6 protein-coding genes are annotated in these 15,649 nt (G+C 67.1%); 1 reads left to right on the forward strand and 5 read right to left on the reverse strand.

Translation table 11 applies throughout. The features are described from left to right. Window positions 1-7 precede the first annotated feature (7 nt). The 3 genes from drmB to QQM39_RS46220 all read right to left on the reverse strand — a co-directional run bounded on the left by drmB (window position 8) and on the right by QQM39_RS46220 (window position 6,836). Window positions 8-1,942 (reverse strand): DUF1998 domain-containing protein, encoded by a 1,935-nt coding sequence (gene drmB, locus QQM39_RS20000; protein ID WP_301998484.1) that lies wholly within the window; start codon window positions 1,940-1,942, stop codon window positions 8-10. Next, complete coding sequence (gene drmA / locus QQM39_RS20005; protein ID WP_301998486.1) at window positions 1,939-5,784, reverse strand: DISARM system helicase DrmA; 3,846 nt, start codon at window positions 5,782-5,784, stop codon at window positions 1,939-1,941. Before drmA ends, drmB begins: the two co-directional genes overlap by 4 nt. 188 nt (window positions 5,785-5,972) lie before the next feature. Beyond that, window positions 5,973-6,836 carry a tyrosine-type recombinase/integrase gene (locus QQM39_RS46220; protein ID WP_367668931.1) on the reverse strand — a complete coding sequence of 288 codons (864 nt, stop codon included), beginning with the start codon at window positions 6,834-6,836 and terminating at the stop codon, window positions 5,973-5,975. Window positions 6,837-6,955: 119 nt separating this feature from the next. Between QQM39_RS46220 and QQM39_RS20010 the strand changes: the two genes are divergently transcribed. Beyond that, window positions 6,956-7,966 carry a type IIL restriction-modification enzyme MmeI gene (locus QQM39_RS20010; RefSeq protein ID WP_301998488.1) on the forward strand — a complete coding sequence of 337 codons (1,011 nt, stop codon included), beginning with the start codon at window positions 6,956-6,958 and terminating at the stop codon, window positions 7,964-7,966. Window positions 7,967-7,974: 8 nt separating this feature from the next. Here QQM39_RS20010 and QQM39_RS20015 read toward each other — a convergent pair whose 3' ends face one another. Continuing rightward, entirely contained in the window at window positions 7,975-12,303 is a 4,329-nt protein-coding gene (locus QQM39_RS20015) for a DNA methyltransferase (protein WP_301998489.1), read from the reverse strand. Continuing rightward, window positions 12,303-15,551 carry a DISARM system SNF2-like helicase DrmD gene (drmD, locus tag QQM39_RS20020; protein ID WP_301998491.1) on the reverse strand — a complete coding sequence of 1,083 codons (3,249 nt, stop codon included), beginning with the start codon at window positions 15,549-15,551 and terminating at the stop codon, window positions 12,303-12,305. Before drmD ends, QQM39_RS20015 begins: the two co-directional genes overlap by 1 nt. Window positions 15,552-15,649 lie beyond the last annotated feature (98 nt).

The following is a 15,649-nucleotide window of genomic DNA, read 5'->3' on the forward strand; positions in this document are numbered from 1 at the left end:
GATCCGCTCACCCGAAGTCCGGGATGAGGGCCAGCGTTTTCGGGTCGCCTGCCAGGTGGGTGATGAACCGCCGGTCCAGGAACCGGTTGCCGCGCTCGCACGTCGTCTCGGACACGAACAGACAGGAGTGGCAGGCGGCACCGTGCAGGAAGTCCTCCGGCGCCTTGGGAAGACGCTCGCCGCACAGCGGGTCCGAGGAGCACCGCCCTGCCTTGTACAGCGCCGTCCGTACGATCCTGGCCAGCCGGTTCTCCCCAGTGCTCGGATCCTGATCGGCGAGGGAGACCAGCCCGCCAAGCGTGCCCTCCGAGTCCGGGACGGCCGTGTAGATGAGGATGCCGGTCCGCCGTTCCTCGGCGTCGCCGCTATAGATCCGCTCGGCCAGACTCGCCGAGTTGTAGCCGCACTCCATCGCGATGGTGCGGATGAGTAGATGGGAGAGCGTGTGAAGGGCGATGTAGCGACTGCCCGGCCAGCCTTGCATCAGGTCGGAACCGTCCTGGATCCGTTCCGACCTGCGGTGCTCACGGAACCGGCCGAAAGCCGCGGCGTGTGCGGCGAGGGCGTCGCTCGACGCGACTCGCTGCTCCCACTGCTCGATCAGGTGATCGTCCACCCGCAGGAACAGCCCCTCGCCGCGCACCTCGCTGGCCGGCACCCAGCCGCGCTCGCGCCGCCCCAGGTCCACGCGGGTGACCAGGCCGGGGTCCTCCGGATCGGGGGCGTCGAGCCGGGTGAAGCCGATGAGGGCCCGCACCTCGCGCAGTCGTTCCGCCTGCCGCACCTGGGAGAAGACAGTGGACAAGGGCCCGCTGAGCGAAGCGTCCACCAGCGCGAAGTCCTCAGTCGGGTCGGCGGTCTTTGCCGCGGACAGCACCTGCCATTCGGGGGTCAGTAGGTCCGGAGGGCCTGGAGGCTGCTCGGTCTCGCCCGCATCGCCCGACAGGGCCGCGCGGTAGGCGGATATGGCCTGCCAGACCTGTCCGGGTTCGTAGTCGCGCAGGTAGCGGTGGTGCTTCGACTTCTTGGCGAACATGGCGATCTCCGCCTCGTCCTCGAAGTCCTCCAGGTCCGGCCAGCGTTCCTCGACGAGCTTACGCAGCGAGTCGGTCCCGGTGTCGGGCAGTGCCAGTGCGCTGAGCGTCACGGGGAACCACTGGTTGGACGCGCCCACGACCAGCAGATACGGCGTCTCGTCGCAGGTGTCGTAGACGCCGTCGAACTGCGGGTGTCGGCCACGGCAACGGGGCAGGTTCTCGCGGCCCTTGTCGCCCATCGCGTCCCGGATGTTGCGCTTCGCCTTCTTGCACACCAGGCATTCGAGGGAGACGTTGGCCGCAAGGTTGCCCCCGTTGTCGCGCATCCGCAGCGTCGGGTACGTCGTGTCGGGGCAGGAGCGGCCCTCGTGCACGAACTCCGTGTACGGGAACTCGTCGAGGTGACCCTTGGTGCAGGCGAGCGCGAAGCGGGCGGCCACGGCGAGGGGCTTGCGGCCCTTCTTCTTCCGGTAGCAGTTCTCGTGGTAGAACCGCGCCTCGTCAGGGCGGCGAGCGTTGTTGTTCTCGAACCCCCACTTGCCCGAGCCCAGGGAGGCCAGCTCATTGCACGCTGTGCAGCGCAGCCACTGCGGGAAAGGGGTCACGGGCACGCCGATCCGTGCCGCGTTCCCCTTCGGGTCGGTGTCGGTACCGGGGATCCATGGGGCGGCGCGCAGTTCGCCCACCTGGTTCGGGCCGTAGCGCCGCAGGGCCCGGTTGACGGCCCCACGGAGGCGGGGCTCCTCGATTACCGGATCGGGCACACCGGCGTAACTCCAGTGGTCGAGGCCCTTGACCATGACGGAGAAGTTGGGCAGGTCGACGAGGGCGCCGACGCCGCCGGTGAACATGAGGTGGCTCGGCCGTACCGCCCCCACCCGCCTGAAGTATCCGCCGCCGCTCATGACCGCTGCCCCCTGGCCGTGCCGTTGTCGTCGCCGTTCCCGTCCGGGTCCCGCACCTCGCCGAGTTCGTCGCCGCTCGTCGTATCCAGGCCGTCGCCGTTCTCGGCGGGTGGTCCGAACTCCCAGGCGTTGCCAGCCGGGGCCGACAGCACGGTGTCGGCGGACAACAGCATGTTGATCTCGTTCTCCGTCTCGCGCATCGACTGCGGGACGGTGAGCACGTCCCATCCGCTGCCGTCCGCGTTGCGCAGCAGGCCCAGCACCGTCTGCTTCTGCCGGGTCTGGCCCCGGTAGCCGAGCCTGCCCTGTTCACCCTTCTTGGCCGTCCAGGCGTCACGCAGGGCGTCGATGCGCTCGGCAAGGTAGCCGCGCGCCCGGTCCCCGTCCACGGCCTCCGCGCGCGCCAGCAGCCGTCGCTCGACGTCCTGCACCCGAGGGTCGTCGAGGTCCACCCCCTCCGCGTCCACGTTGTCGGAGAACTCGTCGCACGCCTGCCGCACGGCGGAGACATATGTGGCGGTGGTGCCCCGGTCGAGCGCCCGCCGCGTGAACGGAGTCACCGACAGCGCCTCGACTTGCCGGTAGAACGTCGCGTGGTAGTGCTCGAAGTCCTCGAAATGGGCAAGGTCCCGGGGCCGCGCCCAGTTGTAGAGCGTGATCACGATGCCGGGCCGCTTGGCCTGACGTCCGACACGGGAGGATGCCTGAATGTATTCGGCGGTGTTCTTCGGCTGCCCGGTGACGACCATCAGGCCGAAGCGGGAGACGTCCACGCCCACCTGGAGCATCGACGTGGCCAGTACGTGGTCGACCGGCCTGCGGTGCAGTGGGGCGGGCAGGACCCGGGGCTGACGGGCCCTTCCGGCGTCCCGGAGCTCGTCGACGATCGCCTTCTTGCGCTCCGATGTGTCGTGCTCCGGGTTGAACCCGATCTCCAGCCGCTTGAGGGTGGCGCTGATCTCCGCCGACGAGATACGGGAGGTCAGCTCCTGGAGGTTGAGCATGTCGGTGTCGCGCAGCAGCCGGTTGGCGATTCCCCGGCGGCGTCCGTTGGCCCGGAGTCGGCTAGGCACGTCGTCGTCCAGGACGCGCCGCATACCGGCGAGTTCCTTGGTCGCGTTGAAGTACCCGACCACCGTCATGTACGGATCGGCGGGAGCACCGTAGAGGTCGAACATGTGCTGCCCGGCGAGCAACAGGATCTCCGCGACACGGATCTCGGCGGCCTTCATGCGCACCCCGTGCGCGCAGACGCCGTAGTAGCGCCGCCCAGGGTTGTCCCGGGTGACGTCGACCTGCTGGGAGAAGAAGGTGTCGCTGACGTCGACCACCTGTGGCGGGAAGATCGCCAGGTCCCGGGCGAACACGCCAAGCACCTGCGCACGGGCGTTGCGGGTGGTGGCCGTCGACGCGACGATCTTCGGCCCGGTGTCCCGGAGCTGCCCGTGGGAGTCCTTCGCCCGCCAGGTGCACAGCTGGTCGACGGCCGACTCGAACAGCCCCACTGTGGTGCCCAGCGCCCCGGAGATCAGGTGTAGCTCGTCTTGGATGATGAGGTCCGGAGGCCGCAGCCGCCGTGGCATCGGCCGGCTGGTCACGGCCTTGTGCCGGTCCTTGGCGTTGTGTCGGGACCCGCAGCCGATCTCCTCGTCGAGGTCGTCGTGGCGGTAGCCATGCCGATCGCAGTAGGCACTCACGCGCCCGAACAACATTCCCGCATAGCCGCGCCACGGCAACTGGGCGAGCTTGTCCACGGTCGCGATCAGCAGGCTCGGCACCAGCCGGTAGATCTCCTCGTCGACTGTGAGGATCGGCAGCCCCTCACCCCGCGCCTGCATCCGGGAGAACGGACAGGGCTCCGCGTCCTCCCCACGCGGGCAGTACACGACGACGCTCCGCCGTACGTCGTCCGGTGCCACGTCACGCCACGCGCGCAGTTCCTCGCCGCACCACGGGCAGGACAGCACCTGTAGGACGTTCGCATGACGCCCGGAGGCGGACTCGTTGGCCTCGGCGATCTGCTGCGCCGCGTCCCCGTACCAGTTCGGCGAGACACCGGCACCGACCCACAGCCCGATACGGAACGGCCTGCTGCCCCAGACCGCCTCGTCCTCCCTGCGCAGCACCTCCGTCGCGCACACCAGGGCGGAGGCTCGCTGGAACTGCTGGGCCGTCAGCAGCCGCAGCGTGTACCGCATCAGTACGGCGACGCCGTCCCGCCCCTCGCGGGCGTCCTCGCCCTCCCCGACAACCTTCTGCAGCCGCCGGATGGCGAACGTGTAGGCCGTGAGACCGAGATACGCCTCTGTCTTACCGCCACCAGTCGGGAAGAACAGGAGGTCAACCGTGGCGGTGCTGTCCGCCCTGCGCTCCTTGTGTGCGGGGTCGCTGAGGGAGCACAGGTTGAGCAGCACGAACGCCAGCTGGAAGGGGTACCAGCTCGCGGCCAAGGGACCGCGTGCATCGACCTCGGCGTAGGCCGCCGCGTACGTGGGCGGCTTCTCACCGCCCTCGGCCCGCAGAGCGGCAGTCGCCGTGGCCCGGCGCTGCATGGCCATGGCCCGGTTGGCGAACCGGAACGCCCGCAGCGCGTCACGGTCGGTGTGCAGCAGCTCGATACCGAGGGCGATCCGGCCGCACGCGTCGCGGGCCTCGTCGACCGCCCGTAGCGCGGTGGTCCGCAGTTCGCCCGACAGCGACTCCGCCTTGGCGGCCTGCTGTTGCAACCAGCCGTCGTAGCCGTCGGCCAGCGGCTGCAGGGCCTTCAGTAGCTCGTCGCGCCGCTCCCAGACAGCCAGTTCGGCGAGCTTGTCCATGCTCACCTCAAGACCGGCGAGCAGCGGCTGCCGAGCCGTGTTCGGAGCGACCGTGGCCGGTACGTCCTTCACCGGCAGCCAGGTCGTCTCCAACCTGACCGCGCGCCGCCCCTTCGGCAGGACACTCGCGTGCACGGCGACGTTCCGTCCATGCGCGTGCTTCAACTCCTGCCGGTACAGCAGCCGCAGATGCTGTTCCTCGGGGTTCTCCAGGATGTGGCCGGGCTCGTCGTCGGACAACGGGTCGTCGATCGGCAGGAAGACGCTGGACTGCCCGTCGAAGGAGGTGACTTCCAACTTCGTCTGGAACAGCCACTGCCCGTCCCGCAGTTCACGGGACTCCTCCAGCGCGTTGATCAGCGACACGTCGACGAAGCGCAGGTTGTTCGCGCCGTCGACCGTGCCGGGGCGCTCCCGCACGTGCACGTCGAGCCGGATGCAGGGGAGGTCCGGGTCGGTGTCGTCGACGCCCTCCAGAACCTTGCGGACGGTGCCCGGCGAGTCGACGTGAATGTCCACCGCGTACCGGACGGGCTCGCGCGACCACGCCCGCACAGCCCGGCCGTCGTCGGTCTTATTGTCGCTCTGCCGGTACCGGCCCCAGGACGCGACAACGCTGAGAATGCCCACATCGGCCGGCACCAGGAAGCTCAGCCCCATGGACGACGCCCACAGCCGTCCGGCGGCCTGTGGGGTGAGTCGCTCTGCGAGCTCAGGGTCCCGCCCGTCCCCCTCAGCGCTGACCTCGGTCTCCGCCTGGCCCGCCGCGACGTTCACGGGCGCGTCGGTCGGTGCGGGCCGGGGCCCAAGTAGCCCAACGAGGTAGCGGTCACGGGGCCCCGCACTGTGCGGCGCCAGCGCCTCGGTCTCGTCCGCCCACGGCCCCAGCAGATCCCGTGAGATCAGATCGCCGAGCTCCTCCCTGACGTCGTACGACGTCCCGGACCGAAAGGTCTGCGGGACCTCGTCCACGGGGTGGGGAACGCCCGGCTCCGGAACGGGGGCGTTCTGTGGTGACGACGGCATGCGCGTATCCCTCCCTGGGCGCGAACCAGCACCCGCGAACAACGATAGGGGGACCCACTGACATTGGTGGGGTCCCGGTGAGCCGCACAGGGCCGTGCCGGTTCGGCAACGACTCAAAGCCGCCTCGAGGGCCCAGCTGGTTTCGTGGACTCGCCGAGCTACCGCAAGCCCCGCGGTGGGACACCACTTCAGACTCGGGCTTCATGGCGGCACGACAGGCATTGGTGCGAGCTTGTTCTCCGCCCCTTTGGCCGTGATGCGCCCGGGTCAGCTCCTGGAAGATCAAGCACGACCACGTGAACACGGTCGTCCGCGACGGCTGCGTACCCAGCTGTGGTCGCTGGAGACGCGTGGCGCATCAGGCGTTGCGTCATGAGCAGGTCTCTGCCGGAAGAGCGGTAGACCATCGTTCCGTATCGGTGTCTCAGCTGGTGGTAGCGCATGCGGATGCCGATCTTTGCAGCGATCCCGGCGACAGTTCGGGAGACGGATTCGGCACGCGTTCCTTCCCAGAATCTGCCGCTTCCCGTCAGGTCGAGTGTCTTCATGACGACCGGTGGCACCGGGATGGTGTCCGTGCGTCCACCCTTGCCTGTCACGCGGAGTATCGCTGTGCCGTCATCGAGAGTTGATAGGTCTTCCCTGGCAAGTTTGGCCGTTTCGTGCGCGCGGAGGCCACAGAAGGCCCCTAGCAGGACCCAGGTCTTGTGCGCTCCACGTGTGACTGCGGTAAGCCGCTTGAGTTCATCTTCTGGGAGCGGATGAGGTGTTGACCGGGGTGCTGCGGGCTTGCGTATGCCCTCTATGAGGTCCACTCCCAGCCACTTTCCAAACGCCTGGAGATGGTTTAGGTAGGTTCTGCGTGACCATGGGCGTAAGGGGCGTGCGGCGAAGTACGCGATGACATGATCGACCTTGAGCTGGCCTGCGGTTACGCCGGCAGAGCGGGCTATGGCCTTGATGCAACGTACTCGGGCTCCGATGGTGTTGGTCGAGTAGCCGTCCGCTCGCTGAGCCTCAGTGAACTTGTCGAGTGTCATGAGGAACGTCATGTGCCTGGCCGTGGAGCCCTTACCGTGGCGCGATGAGTTTGGCGGGATCCGCCCCTAAATCGTCCTGACCTGCACTCTTGGCAATCGGCAATCGTCTGGTAGCGGTGTGGGGGTCTGACGTGCCTGATGACAAGGCAGTTGCGAGGCCACCGGCGTTCATCGGGTCTTACGTGCTGGGGAAGGGCTTCATCCTCGCCCCCGAACAGGCCCACGACCTCATCCAGCGCGACCCCCGCAACAAGGACGTCCTCTTCCCCTACCTCAACGGCGAGGACCTCAACTCCCGCCCAGACTGCTCAGCCAGCCGCTGGGTGATCAACTTCCATGACTGGAGCGAGGAACGGGCCCGGGGATACCCCGAAGTATTCGCCATCGTCGAAAGAGACGTGAAGCCCGAACGACTCAAGAACAACCGCAAAGTATATCGGGACTATTGGTGGCAATACGCAGAAAAGCGGCCAGCAATGATTAACGCCATCAAGGGGCTTGATCGCGTCTTGGTGGTAGCAAGGGTAAGCCGGACGGCCATGGCGACCATCGTGCCCACAAGTCAGGTACTGAACGAAAAGATCGTTCTCTTTGCCTGTGACGGTGTTGATGTAATGGCCCTGCTGAACTCAAGCATTCACGTGCTATGGGCATGGAAATATTCGGCGACACTGAAATCTGACCTGCAGTACACTCCATCCGATTGCTTTGAAACATTTCCCATGCCGCAACACCTCCCCCTCTTGGAGACCCCCGGGAAGAGCCTGAGTGAAACCCGCACCGCAGCCATGCGGAGCCGAGAATGCGGTCTTACGAAACTTTACAATCTAGTCAATAATCCACAGGTTTCTGATAGTGATATAAGCAAGCTCCGTGAATGCCATAAAGTTCTCGATGAGAAGGTGGCTGAAGCTTACGAATGGGGCGACCTTGACCTCAGTCACGGATTCCATGAAACCCGAAATGGGGTCCGCTTCACTGTCCCTCCAGTTACACAAAATGAGATCCTGGACAGGCTTCTTGAGCTCAATCACGCACGATTCAATCGAGTAGCAGACGCGGCAAGCCATGAAGGACTGGAGCGATCACCCGTGCGCGACAATGAAGGAGTCGCCGCACCCCGTGGGGATACCCTGTTCTGAGATACCCCTCAGAACAGGGTATCCCCGCCGCATTCCGGAGTGAGATGTTCCTGATCATGAACTGCCGATCCGGTAGCAATGGTATGCCGATCCATTACTTGGGGGGAGTTTTTTGGTGAGTTATTTCTATGCTGAGCATGGTTAAGCTCAAGGAGTCTGTCTAGGATTTCAATCTGAGCCGAGGGCGCGACCGCGAATCGCGTACCCTGTCGATTTGGATAGAAATCGTGAGCGAGGTCGACGTCTTGCCAATTGTAGGACTCAAGTACAGACTGGTCGATCTTCCGGTGATTTTCACGCAGAGACTCGATGTCGCTATCCTTCACTGTAGGGTCATGGGTCATGTTATATAGCTTTGTGAGCCCTACGCTTCTGTCAATCATTACATCAAACCTCAGCCTGTCGAGAGTTTCTCCATTCCTTCGGACTTCGGCAGTGGTGACAGGTCGAGGGAATGTTTCGTAAACATCAGACGGGGAGTAATTAAGATCCGCCTTCATCGTTGATGAATTGCGCCATGCCCAAATCGAGTGGAATGAACTCGAAAGCAGGGCGAGGTCGTTATCCTCGGCCGTAGCGAAGACTCCCAACTTGTGAGAGAGGACTTGGCGGCTAGGCACACGAGCTGGCATGACCGTTCGGCTGACAAGCGCTACCACCAGAACACGGTCCAAGTTGGAGATGGCACGGTAAAGATCCATTGCAGGACGGGTGAAGCGCCACCAGATCTCGCGACGTTGACGGTTGGCGTTCTTGAGTCGTTCGGGCTTCACGTCTCTTTCGACGATGGCGAATACTTCGGGGTATCCCCGGGCCCGTTCCTCGCTCCAGTCATGGAAGTTGATCACCCAGCGGCTGGCTGAGCAGTCTGGGCGGGAGTTGAGGTCCTCGCCGTTGAGGTAGGGGAAGAGGACGTCCTTGTTGCGGGGGTCGCGCTGGATGAGGTCGTGGGCCTGTTCGGGGGCGAGGATGAAGCCCTTCCCCAGCACATTGGATCCCTGGAACGACTTGCCCTTGTTCGCTACCAGACGGTATGGCCGCCCGGAAACCCGAGACCGCGGATCAAGCGACGAAGTGATACCCCGGACCGCGACATCGTCCAGTACCCGAGTGGCTTCCGCACCCAAACCCGGCTTGGTGGTCCACACAGCGCAGTACTCCAGCGCCGCAGACCGCGAAGGCCAGCGAGCGCTCTTTACTGCTCGGCGTACCTCGATGCCGTCGTCGAGTAGCTGGTCCAGCCCGACCTCCCGAGTGTCGCCCTGGGCAAGGGTGTTGGTAGCGATCAGGCCCGTCTGGCCGCGCTCGCTGAGCAACTGGTGGGCCCGGAGCTCGAAGTACGCGACGAGGTCCGCGCTACCCCGCTGCCCCCGCCCCAGCCCCAGCACGAGGTACTCGCGGTACGCCTGCCCCAGCGCCCCCGTCAGCTTCTGGCCGCCGAGGAAAGGAGGATTGCCGATGATCGCATCGAAGCCGCTCTGCTCCGGCTCGAAGACCTCGGGGAAGACGAGAGGCCAGTGCACGGGGAGGCGAACGAAGCCGTCTGCGGGGAGATCCTTGCTCAGCCAGTCCAGGGCGCGCCTTCGCGCATCGTGAATCACGGGATCGGAGTCGCGGACCGACTCCGAGGCAACCATTCCGGCCAGTTCCGCAGCCTGGATGTAGGTAGCGTTTTGCAGCGAGTCCCCGCCGCTGGCAGAAGCCAGGCCAGCCCCGGTCGTGAGGTCGCCGATCAGCCTCAGGCGTTGCAGGTGTTCGTTGGTGGCCGCGAGCAGACGTCGCTTCTCATTGAGGTCGGCGATCGTGTCGCTGTGGATTCCGGCGATGGCCTGCCGGGTGTCTGCGGCGCCTTGGACGCGAGCGCGCGCTCGCGCGGTCCACCCCTCGTCGAAGGCTCCTCGGTGGAGTTTGCGGCCCGCCTTCGGATCCAGATGCACACTCTCGATCTGCTCCAGATTAGCGATACCCAGCAGCGAGTCCCCCGCCACCAAGCGGTCATCCAGGAACGTGAACGGCCGTTCCGGGTCCATGGAGATCAGCCACAGCGACAGCTTGGCCATCTCCACCGCCATGGGATTGATGTCCACCCCGTACAGGCAGTGCTCGATGATCAGGCGCCGGGCGCGGACCATCACCGGGTCGCTCTCCGCGTCCGCCGCCGTCATCGCGCCCGCTTGGTCGCGGTGGCTGCCGCGGAACGCAAGGGCCTCCTCGTCCTCTGCCTCGACCCAGGCGTCGACCAGACGGTCCGCGAGGTAGCGGCAGGCGGCGACTAGGAAGGCGGCCGAACCCATCGCGATGTCGGCGACCTTGAGCTTCAGGATGTCGTCCGCGCCGATGAGCTTCCACTGCTTGTCGTCCCCCGTCTGGAGCGGGCCCGGACGGTAGACGAGTGGCTCCAGTGCTCCCACGGCGACCTGCTGGGCCAGGACACGCGGCGTGTAGTGGGTGCCGGTGTTCTTGCGGAGGCGGGACTCCGTGACGTACAAGCCATCCTCCGGGATCACCACCGGCAGACCGCGAAGGTCGTCGCGGAGGAGGCCGTGGAAAGGGAGGATGCGCTCGGCCAGGTCGCGGTCGTTCTCGGTGACCGCGAGCAGGCGGTGGACGGCCTTGCCCCGCGCCTGATCGTCGCCAGGGGCGAGCAGCTTCTCCATCTTCGACGCCGCGGCCGGCGGCCTGGGGTCCTTCAAGTGCTCGTACAGCTTCTTCGACAGGCCAGGGAGGTTGGGCTTCTGACCGGAGACGGCGCGTGCGCCCACTCCGAACGGGGCGGCCAGTTCCTCCAGTTCGGTCAGGCTCACCTCGTGTTCCAGGCCGGGCTTGCCGATGAGCCCGAGCACGGTGTCCTGGGCGCGCTTGCCGTCGTACGAGAGGAGGCCCTCGTAGACGTAGCCGATCTGCTCGACGTCGAGGGCGCGGAAGGTCAGCCGGCGCCGCTCCCTGTTGACGACGACGAACTGCACCGAGTCGAGGACGTGCAAGACGGTGCGGTCGTCGATCGGGAGGAGGGAGGTGTGGCCGTCAGCAGCCCGCGTGGCGTCGTCGCCCGTGGCGTCCGCGCCCTCCGGGACTGCCTCCAACCAGGGGAAGCGCTTCGGGTCGAAGATCGAGCCGTCATACGCGGGCAATGTGAGCAGCGGGTGGTCCACTCCGCCGTGGACGGCGTGGAAGAGGGCGATCAGCCGGTGCCAGGCGGCGGTGGTGTGGTCCAGGGAGTCCTCGCCGTCCGCGCGGCGGCGTTTGTCCAGCGTCTCGTACAGCCGGCCGGCCGAGTACGCCTCCGCGTAAAGCTCGTTGTCAGCGGGCAGCAGGCCCCGTTCCTCGGCGAAGAGGAGGAAGACGACGCGCATCATGACCGCAACGGCGCCCCGGTAGACCTCGCTCGCCGGTACGCCTGACAATCCCTTGCCGCCGCGTTTGACCATCCGGGCCTCGGCGCGGCCGATAGAGTCCACCAGGAGTTCGACGGCTTGACGGACCTGGATGCCGAGCGCCTCGGTGACGTCTTCCTGACCGTCCAGGCTCTCGCGCAGCAGCGCAGGGAGCAGTTCGTCCACCGGGCGTCCGAAGAACCGGCCGCGGCGGAGGAGGGACACCCAGGCGCGGACCGCCACCAGGTCGGCCGCCTCGTTCCAGGCGATGGTGTCGAAGGTGGCGCTCGTCGTGACGCCGCCGGGCGGTGCCCAGACCAGGGACCACCAACGGCCGTCGGTGACCAGGCCCAGCTCGACGCCATGGTGGCGCAGGACGTGGGCGAGCCGGTCGACTCCGCTCGCCGCCCAGGAGTCGTCCCTGATACGGCGGGTCGGCACGGTGTCGGGCGGGAGGACCAGGCCGAGGATCGGTACGTGCTGGGCGGTGCCAGCAGTATCCGGTTCGGCGGTGGGGTCGGTTCCGGGACGGACGAGGGCGAAGTCGGGGCGGACGGTGGTGTCGGACCCGGGCGGGCTGACGGCGAACCGGTCCAGCAGCGTGTCGTCCTCGGCCAGGCTTTCGCCGTTGTCGCCGAACTGTCCGGCGCCCTCCCGCAGATGCAGGGCGTCGTCCCATTCCAGCAGGGTGCGCAGCTGGAAGCCGATCCAGCCGAGGCGGCCGGCGCCCTTGCGGTCGTCCTGCCAGATGCCGTGGTGGAGGCGGATGTCGGCGCGGCGCCCGCTGGGCACGCCTTCCAGCTGTGGCCAGCTGCGCAGCAGGACCGGCAAGGTGAGGAACGGGCCGGACACCTCGACGAGGTTCAGCCAGTCCAGATGCTGCTGCTTGCCGTCGGACGCCTTCGCGGCACGGATTGCGGCGGCGGAGGGACGGCGGCTTCCGGAGCGCGGCGCGGAGCTCATCAGTATGCCTCCTTGGCGGGGATGACGAAGACGACGGCGACAGGGAAGAGATGGTCCTGCGGCTCGCGGTAGCGGGCGGCGATCGCGGCGAGTTCGCGCTGGCGTTCGTCCTCCACACCGTCGAGCCGGGCCCGCCAACGTTTGCGGTCGTCGGCGAGCTGGCGGCGTTCGTCGGGATCCTTCAGCTCGTCCAGGCCGAAGAGCGTGTCCATCCCGCCCGTCGGGGAGGCCGCCGTGGCGGAGGAGGTCTCCCCGAGCCGGTTCCGCAGAGTGCGCTGGAGACGGTTGAGGGTGGCGTTGATGCGCTGCTCCTCATCGGCCTGGCGCTCGGCCAGCCGGTCCATCAGGGACACCTTGCGTTCCTTGCCGCGCGCGTCGACAGACTGGGTGAGGCCCTCGTACGTCTTCGGCCAGCTCTGCTGGAGCCGGTGGAGCAGGCGCTCCTTGGCGGGACGGCCCTCGGTGAGCGCTCGGTCCAGGATCGAGGCGACCGCCTCTACTCCGCGCAGCCGACGCTGCCAGCCGTTGTCGCCGAGCCAGCCACCCGCGTGCAGGATCTCCTCATGGAGGCGCTGCCCGTCCGTGCCGACCAGCACGAAGCGGGCGTACGCGCCGACGAACGTGGTCTCCAGGGCGGGGTCGTCGCTGACGACGGCCGTGATCCGGCGCAGGTCGACGTTGTCCGCGTTCCAGACGGCCGCGCGCAGCAGCCGCGTCGACATGGCTACCAGCGGATGGTTCAGATGGGCCAGCACGATGTCGGGGCGCCCCGAAGCTGCCCGCGCATCGAAGGTGACCGGGCGAAGGACGTCGGGGCGAAGCTTGTCGGGCAGGCCGCGGGTGGCGCGCTCCCACGAGCCGGTCAGCGGGGGCACGGTGTACAGGCCCTGCCGGAAGTCGTCCTCGGACGGCGCGTTCTCGTCGAGGCACGGTACGAGCGGCTGCTGGCGGGCCAGGTTCAGCGCGGTGTTCACCACGCGGGCGACCCGGTCCGGGGTGATGCCGAGCTCCACGGTCGTCTGCTTCAGCTGGGCGCTGAGCCGCCGCACCTGGTCGGTGACGTTCTGTTCGGCGTCCACCTTGCCGCCCGTGGGGCGCCCCTTGATCTTCTTCGCGCGGGCGTGCTCGATGTCGAAGTCGCTGAGCTGGCCCGTCATCCGCAGCTGGACCTTCTCCGCGAGTACGGCGTTGACCTCGCCGAGGTCCTCCTCCATCTGCGCGACTTTCCTCGCGATACGGGCGAGGAACTCCAGGTCGGCCTCGTACACGTCCGTCCTGGCTTTGTCCCAGGCGGCGCCGACGAAGTGCATGATCTGCGGGTTGTGGCGCTGGCCGTAGCGGTCGATGCGGCCGATGCGCTGTTCGAGCTTGTTGGGGTTGAACGGGATGTCGTAGTTGATCAGGTGTCGGCAATGATCTTGGAGGTCAATTCCTTCGCTGGCGGCGTCAGTCGCGATGAGGATGCGGACCGTGCCCTCGGGGCTGGTGGGCTGTTCCTGGAAGGCGAGCCGGATCTGCTCGCGCTCTTCGGCATTCTTCCCGCCGTGGAGGGTGAGGACGCGGCCCTCCTGGGCCAGCCCCTCCTGCTGGAGCAGGTTTAGCAGCCAGTCCTGGGTGTCGCGGTACTCGGTGAACACGACGACCCGCTCGTTTCCCCAGGTCCCGCCGGTGAGGCAGATGGCCTTGAGGGTCTTGACGAGCTCCTTGGCCTTGGCGTCAGGGGACGCCTGGTGGGCCTGGCCCCAGCGGGCCATCCGCTCCAGCAGCTCGGCCTCTTCCTCGGAAGATCCCGGGGTGACCGTGGCTGCGCGGGTGATCGCGTCGTGCTCGGCCTCGGCCAGCTCCTCGTCGTCGAGCTCGGCGGCGTAGTCCTCGTACTGCGTGATCCACAGCGGGGTCTCGACCGGGGCCGGAACCTCCTTTTTTCCGCCTGACTTCGCCTTGGCGCGTACCGATTCGAGGTGGACGCCGACGGTGTGCGCGAAGGCGGCGGGAGAGGAGAACAGCCGCTTCTTCAGCAGCAGGGTGACCAGGTCGACGGCCTTCCGGCCGCCGCGCCGGTCGGGCGTGACCCGCTTCCTGCGCAGTTCTGCGTAGCGGGTGAGGAGGGCGTGGATCTCGCGCTCGGTGTCGGGGTACTCGACAGGCAGCGCCTTCGACTCGCGGACGTGGAAGCGGGGGTTGCCCTCCTCGTCGGTCACGGAGGTCTTCAGACGTCGTACGACGGTGTCGTCGAGGGCGGCCTTGTCCGGCTCGCCGCCGCGGAAGAAGCGCTGGTTGTCGATGAGTTCCAGCAGGGCGGTGTACGACTCCTGGTAGCCGTTGTGCGGGGTGGCGGAGAGGAAGAGCCGGTGCTCGAAGTGGGGGGCGAGACGCCGGATCAGCTTGGTCTGCTGGGAGTCGACGGCGTAGATCTGCTTGGGCGCGCTCGGGGCGACATGGTGTGCCTCGTCCAGGATCAGCAGATCGAAGGTACGGCGCCCGGGGCGGCCCGGCAGCTCCGTCGCCCCTCCCGGGGGTAGCACCTCGTCGACAAGCCGCTGCGCCTTGGGCGTGCGCAACCAGGGGAGGCTGACGATGGTCAAGGGGAACACTCGGAACGGGTTGGCGGCGCTGCTGTGCGTGCGGCGCAGTTCGGCGCAGCAGGCAGAGTCGACCACGGTGAAGTCGAGGCCGAACTTGTCGGCCATCTCGTCGCGCCACTTGAGGGTGAGCCCCGCTGGGCAGACAACCATGACGCGATGGGCCCGGCCGCGCAGCCGCAGCTCCTCGGCGACCAGTCCGGCCTCCACGGTCTTGCCGAGACCGACATCGTCGGCGAGCAGCAGATTGACGCGGGGGGCGCCGACGGCGCGAGCGACCGGTTCCAGCTGGTACGGCTCGATGGCCACCCCTGACCGGAAGGGGGCCTGGAGCGTCTTCACGTCAGCGGAAGCGACGGCGGACCAGCGGACGGCGTCGAGGAAGGCCGCGAGCTGCTCCGGCGGGTCGAACGCTCCGGTGGAGGCGTCCGGAAGGGAGCCGGCGGGGAGGACGCGGCGTCCCGGCTCGACCTCCCATATCACGGAGAGGGTGTCGCCGTAGCGGCCATCGGCAACGGACTGTAGATGCACCACGGTGGCATCGCCGGCCGGGGCGGCTTCGACTCCGGACACCACCCAGTTCTGGCCGCGTACCTGGACGAGAGCATTCTCCTTCGGCGGCGCGACGATTGCGGAGGCTTCGGAAGTACGGGTGGTTCCGGGCATGCGGACATCCTCCACTATCACTACCGGCGAGACGGCGGTGCCTACCGGAGTGCCTCATATTGACGAGCGATTCGTTCGTTGACCTAGATCACATACTT

The organism is Streptomyces sp. DT2A-34 (assembly GCF_030499515.1).
In the GTDB taxonomy this organism is placed as follows: Bacteria; Actinomycetota; Actinomycetes; order Streptomycetales; family Streptomycetaceae; genus Streptomyces.

Coding starts and splice junctions, on each gene's coding strand:
- drmB (WP_301998484.1), bottom strand. CDS start 1,942: ATGAGCGGCGGCGGATACTTCAGGCGGGTGGGGGCGGTACGGCCGAGC.
- drmA (WP_301998486.1), bottom strand. CDS start 5,784: ATGCCGTCGTCACCACAGAACGCCCCCGTTCCGGAGCCGGGCGTTCCC.
- QQM39_RS46220 (WP_367668931.1), bottom strand. CDS start 6,836: ATGACGTTCCTCATGACACTCGACAAGTTCACTGAGGCTCAGCGAGCG.
- QQM39_RS20015 (WP_301998489.1), bottom strand. CDS start 12,303: ATGAGCTCCGCGCCGCGCTCCGGAAGCCGCCGTCCCTCCGCCGCCGCA.
- drmD (WP_301998491.1), bottom strand. CDS start 15,551: ATGCCCGGAACCACCCGTACTTCCGAAGCCTCCGCAATCGTCGCGCCG.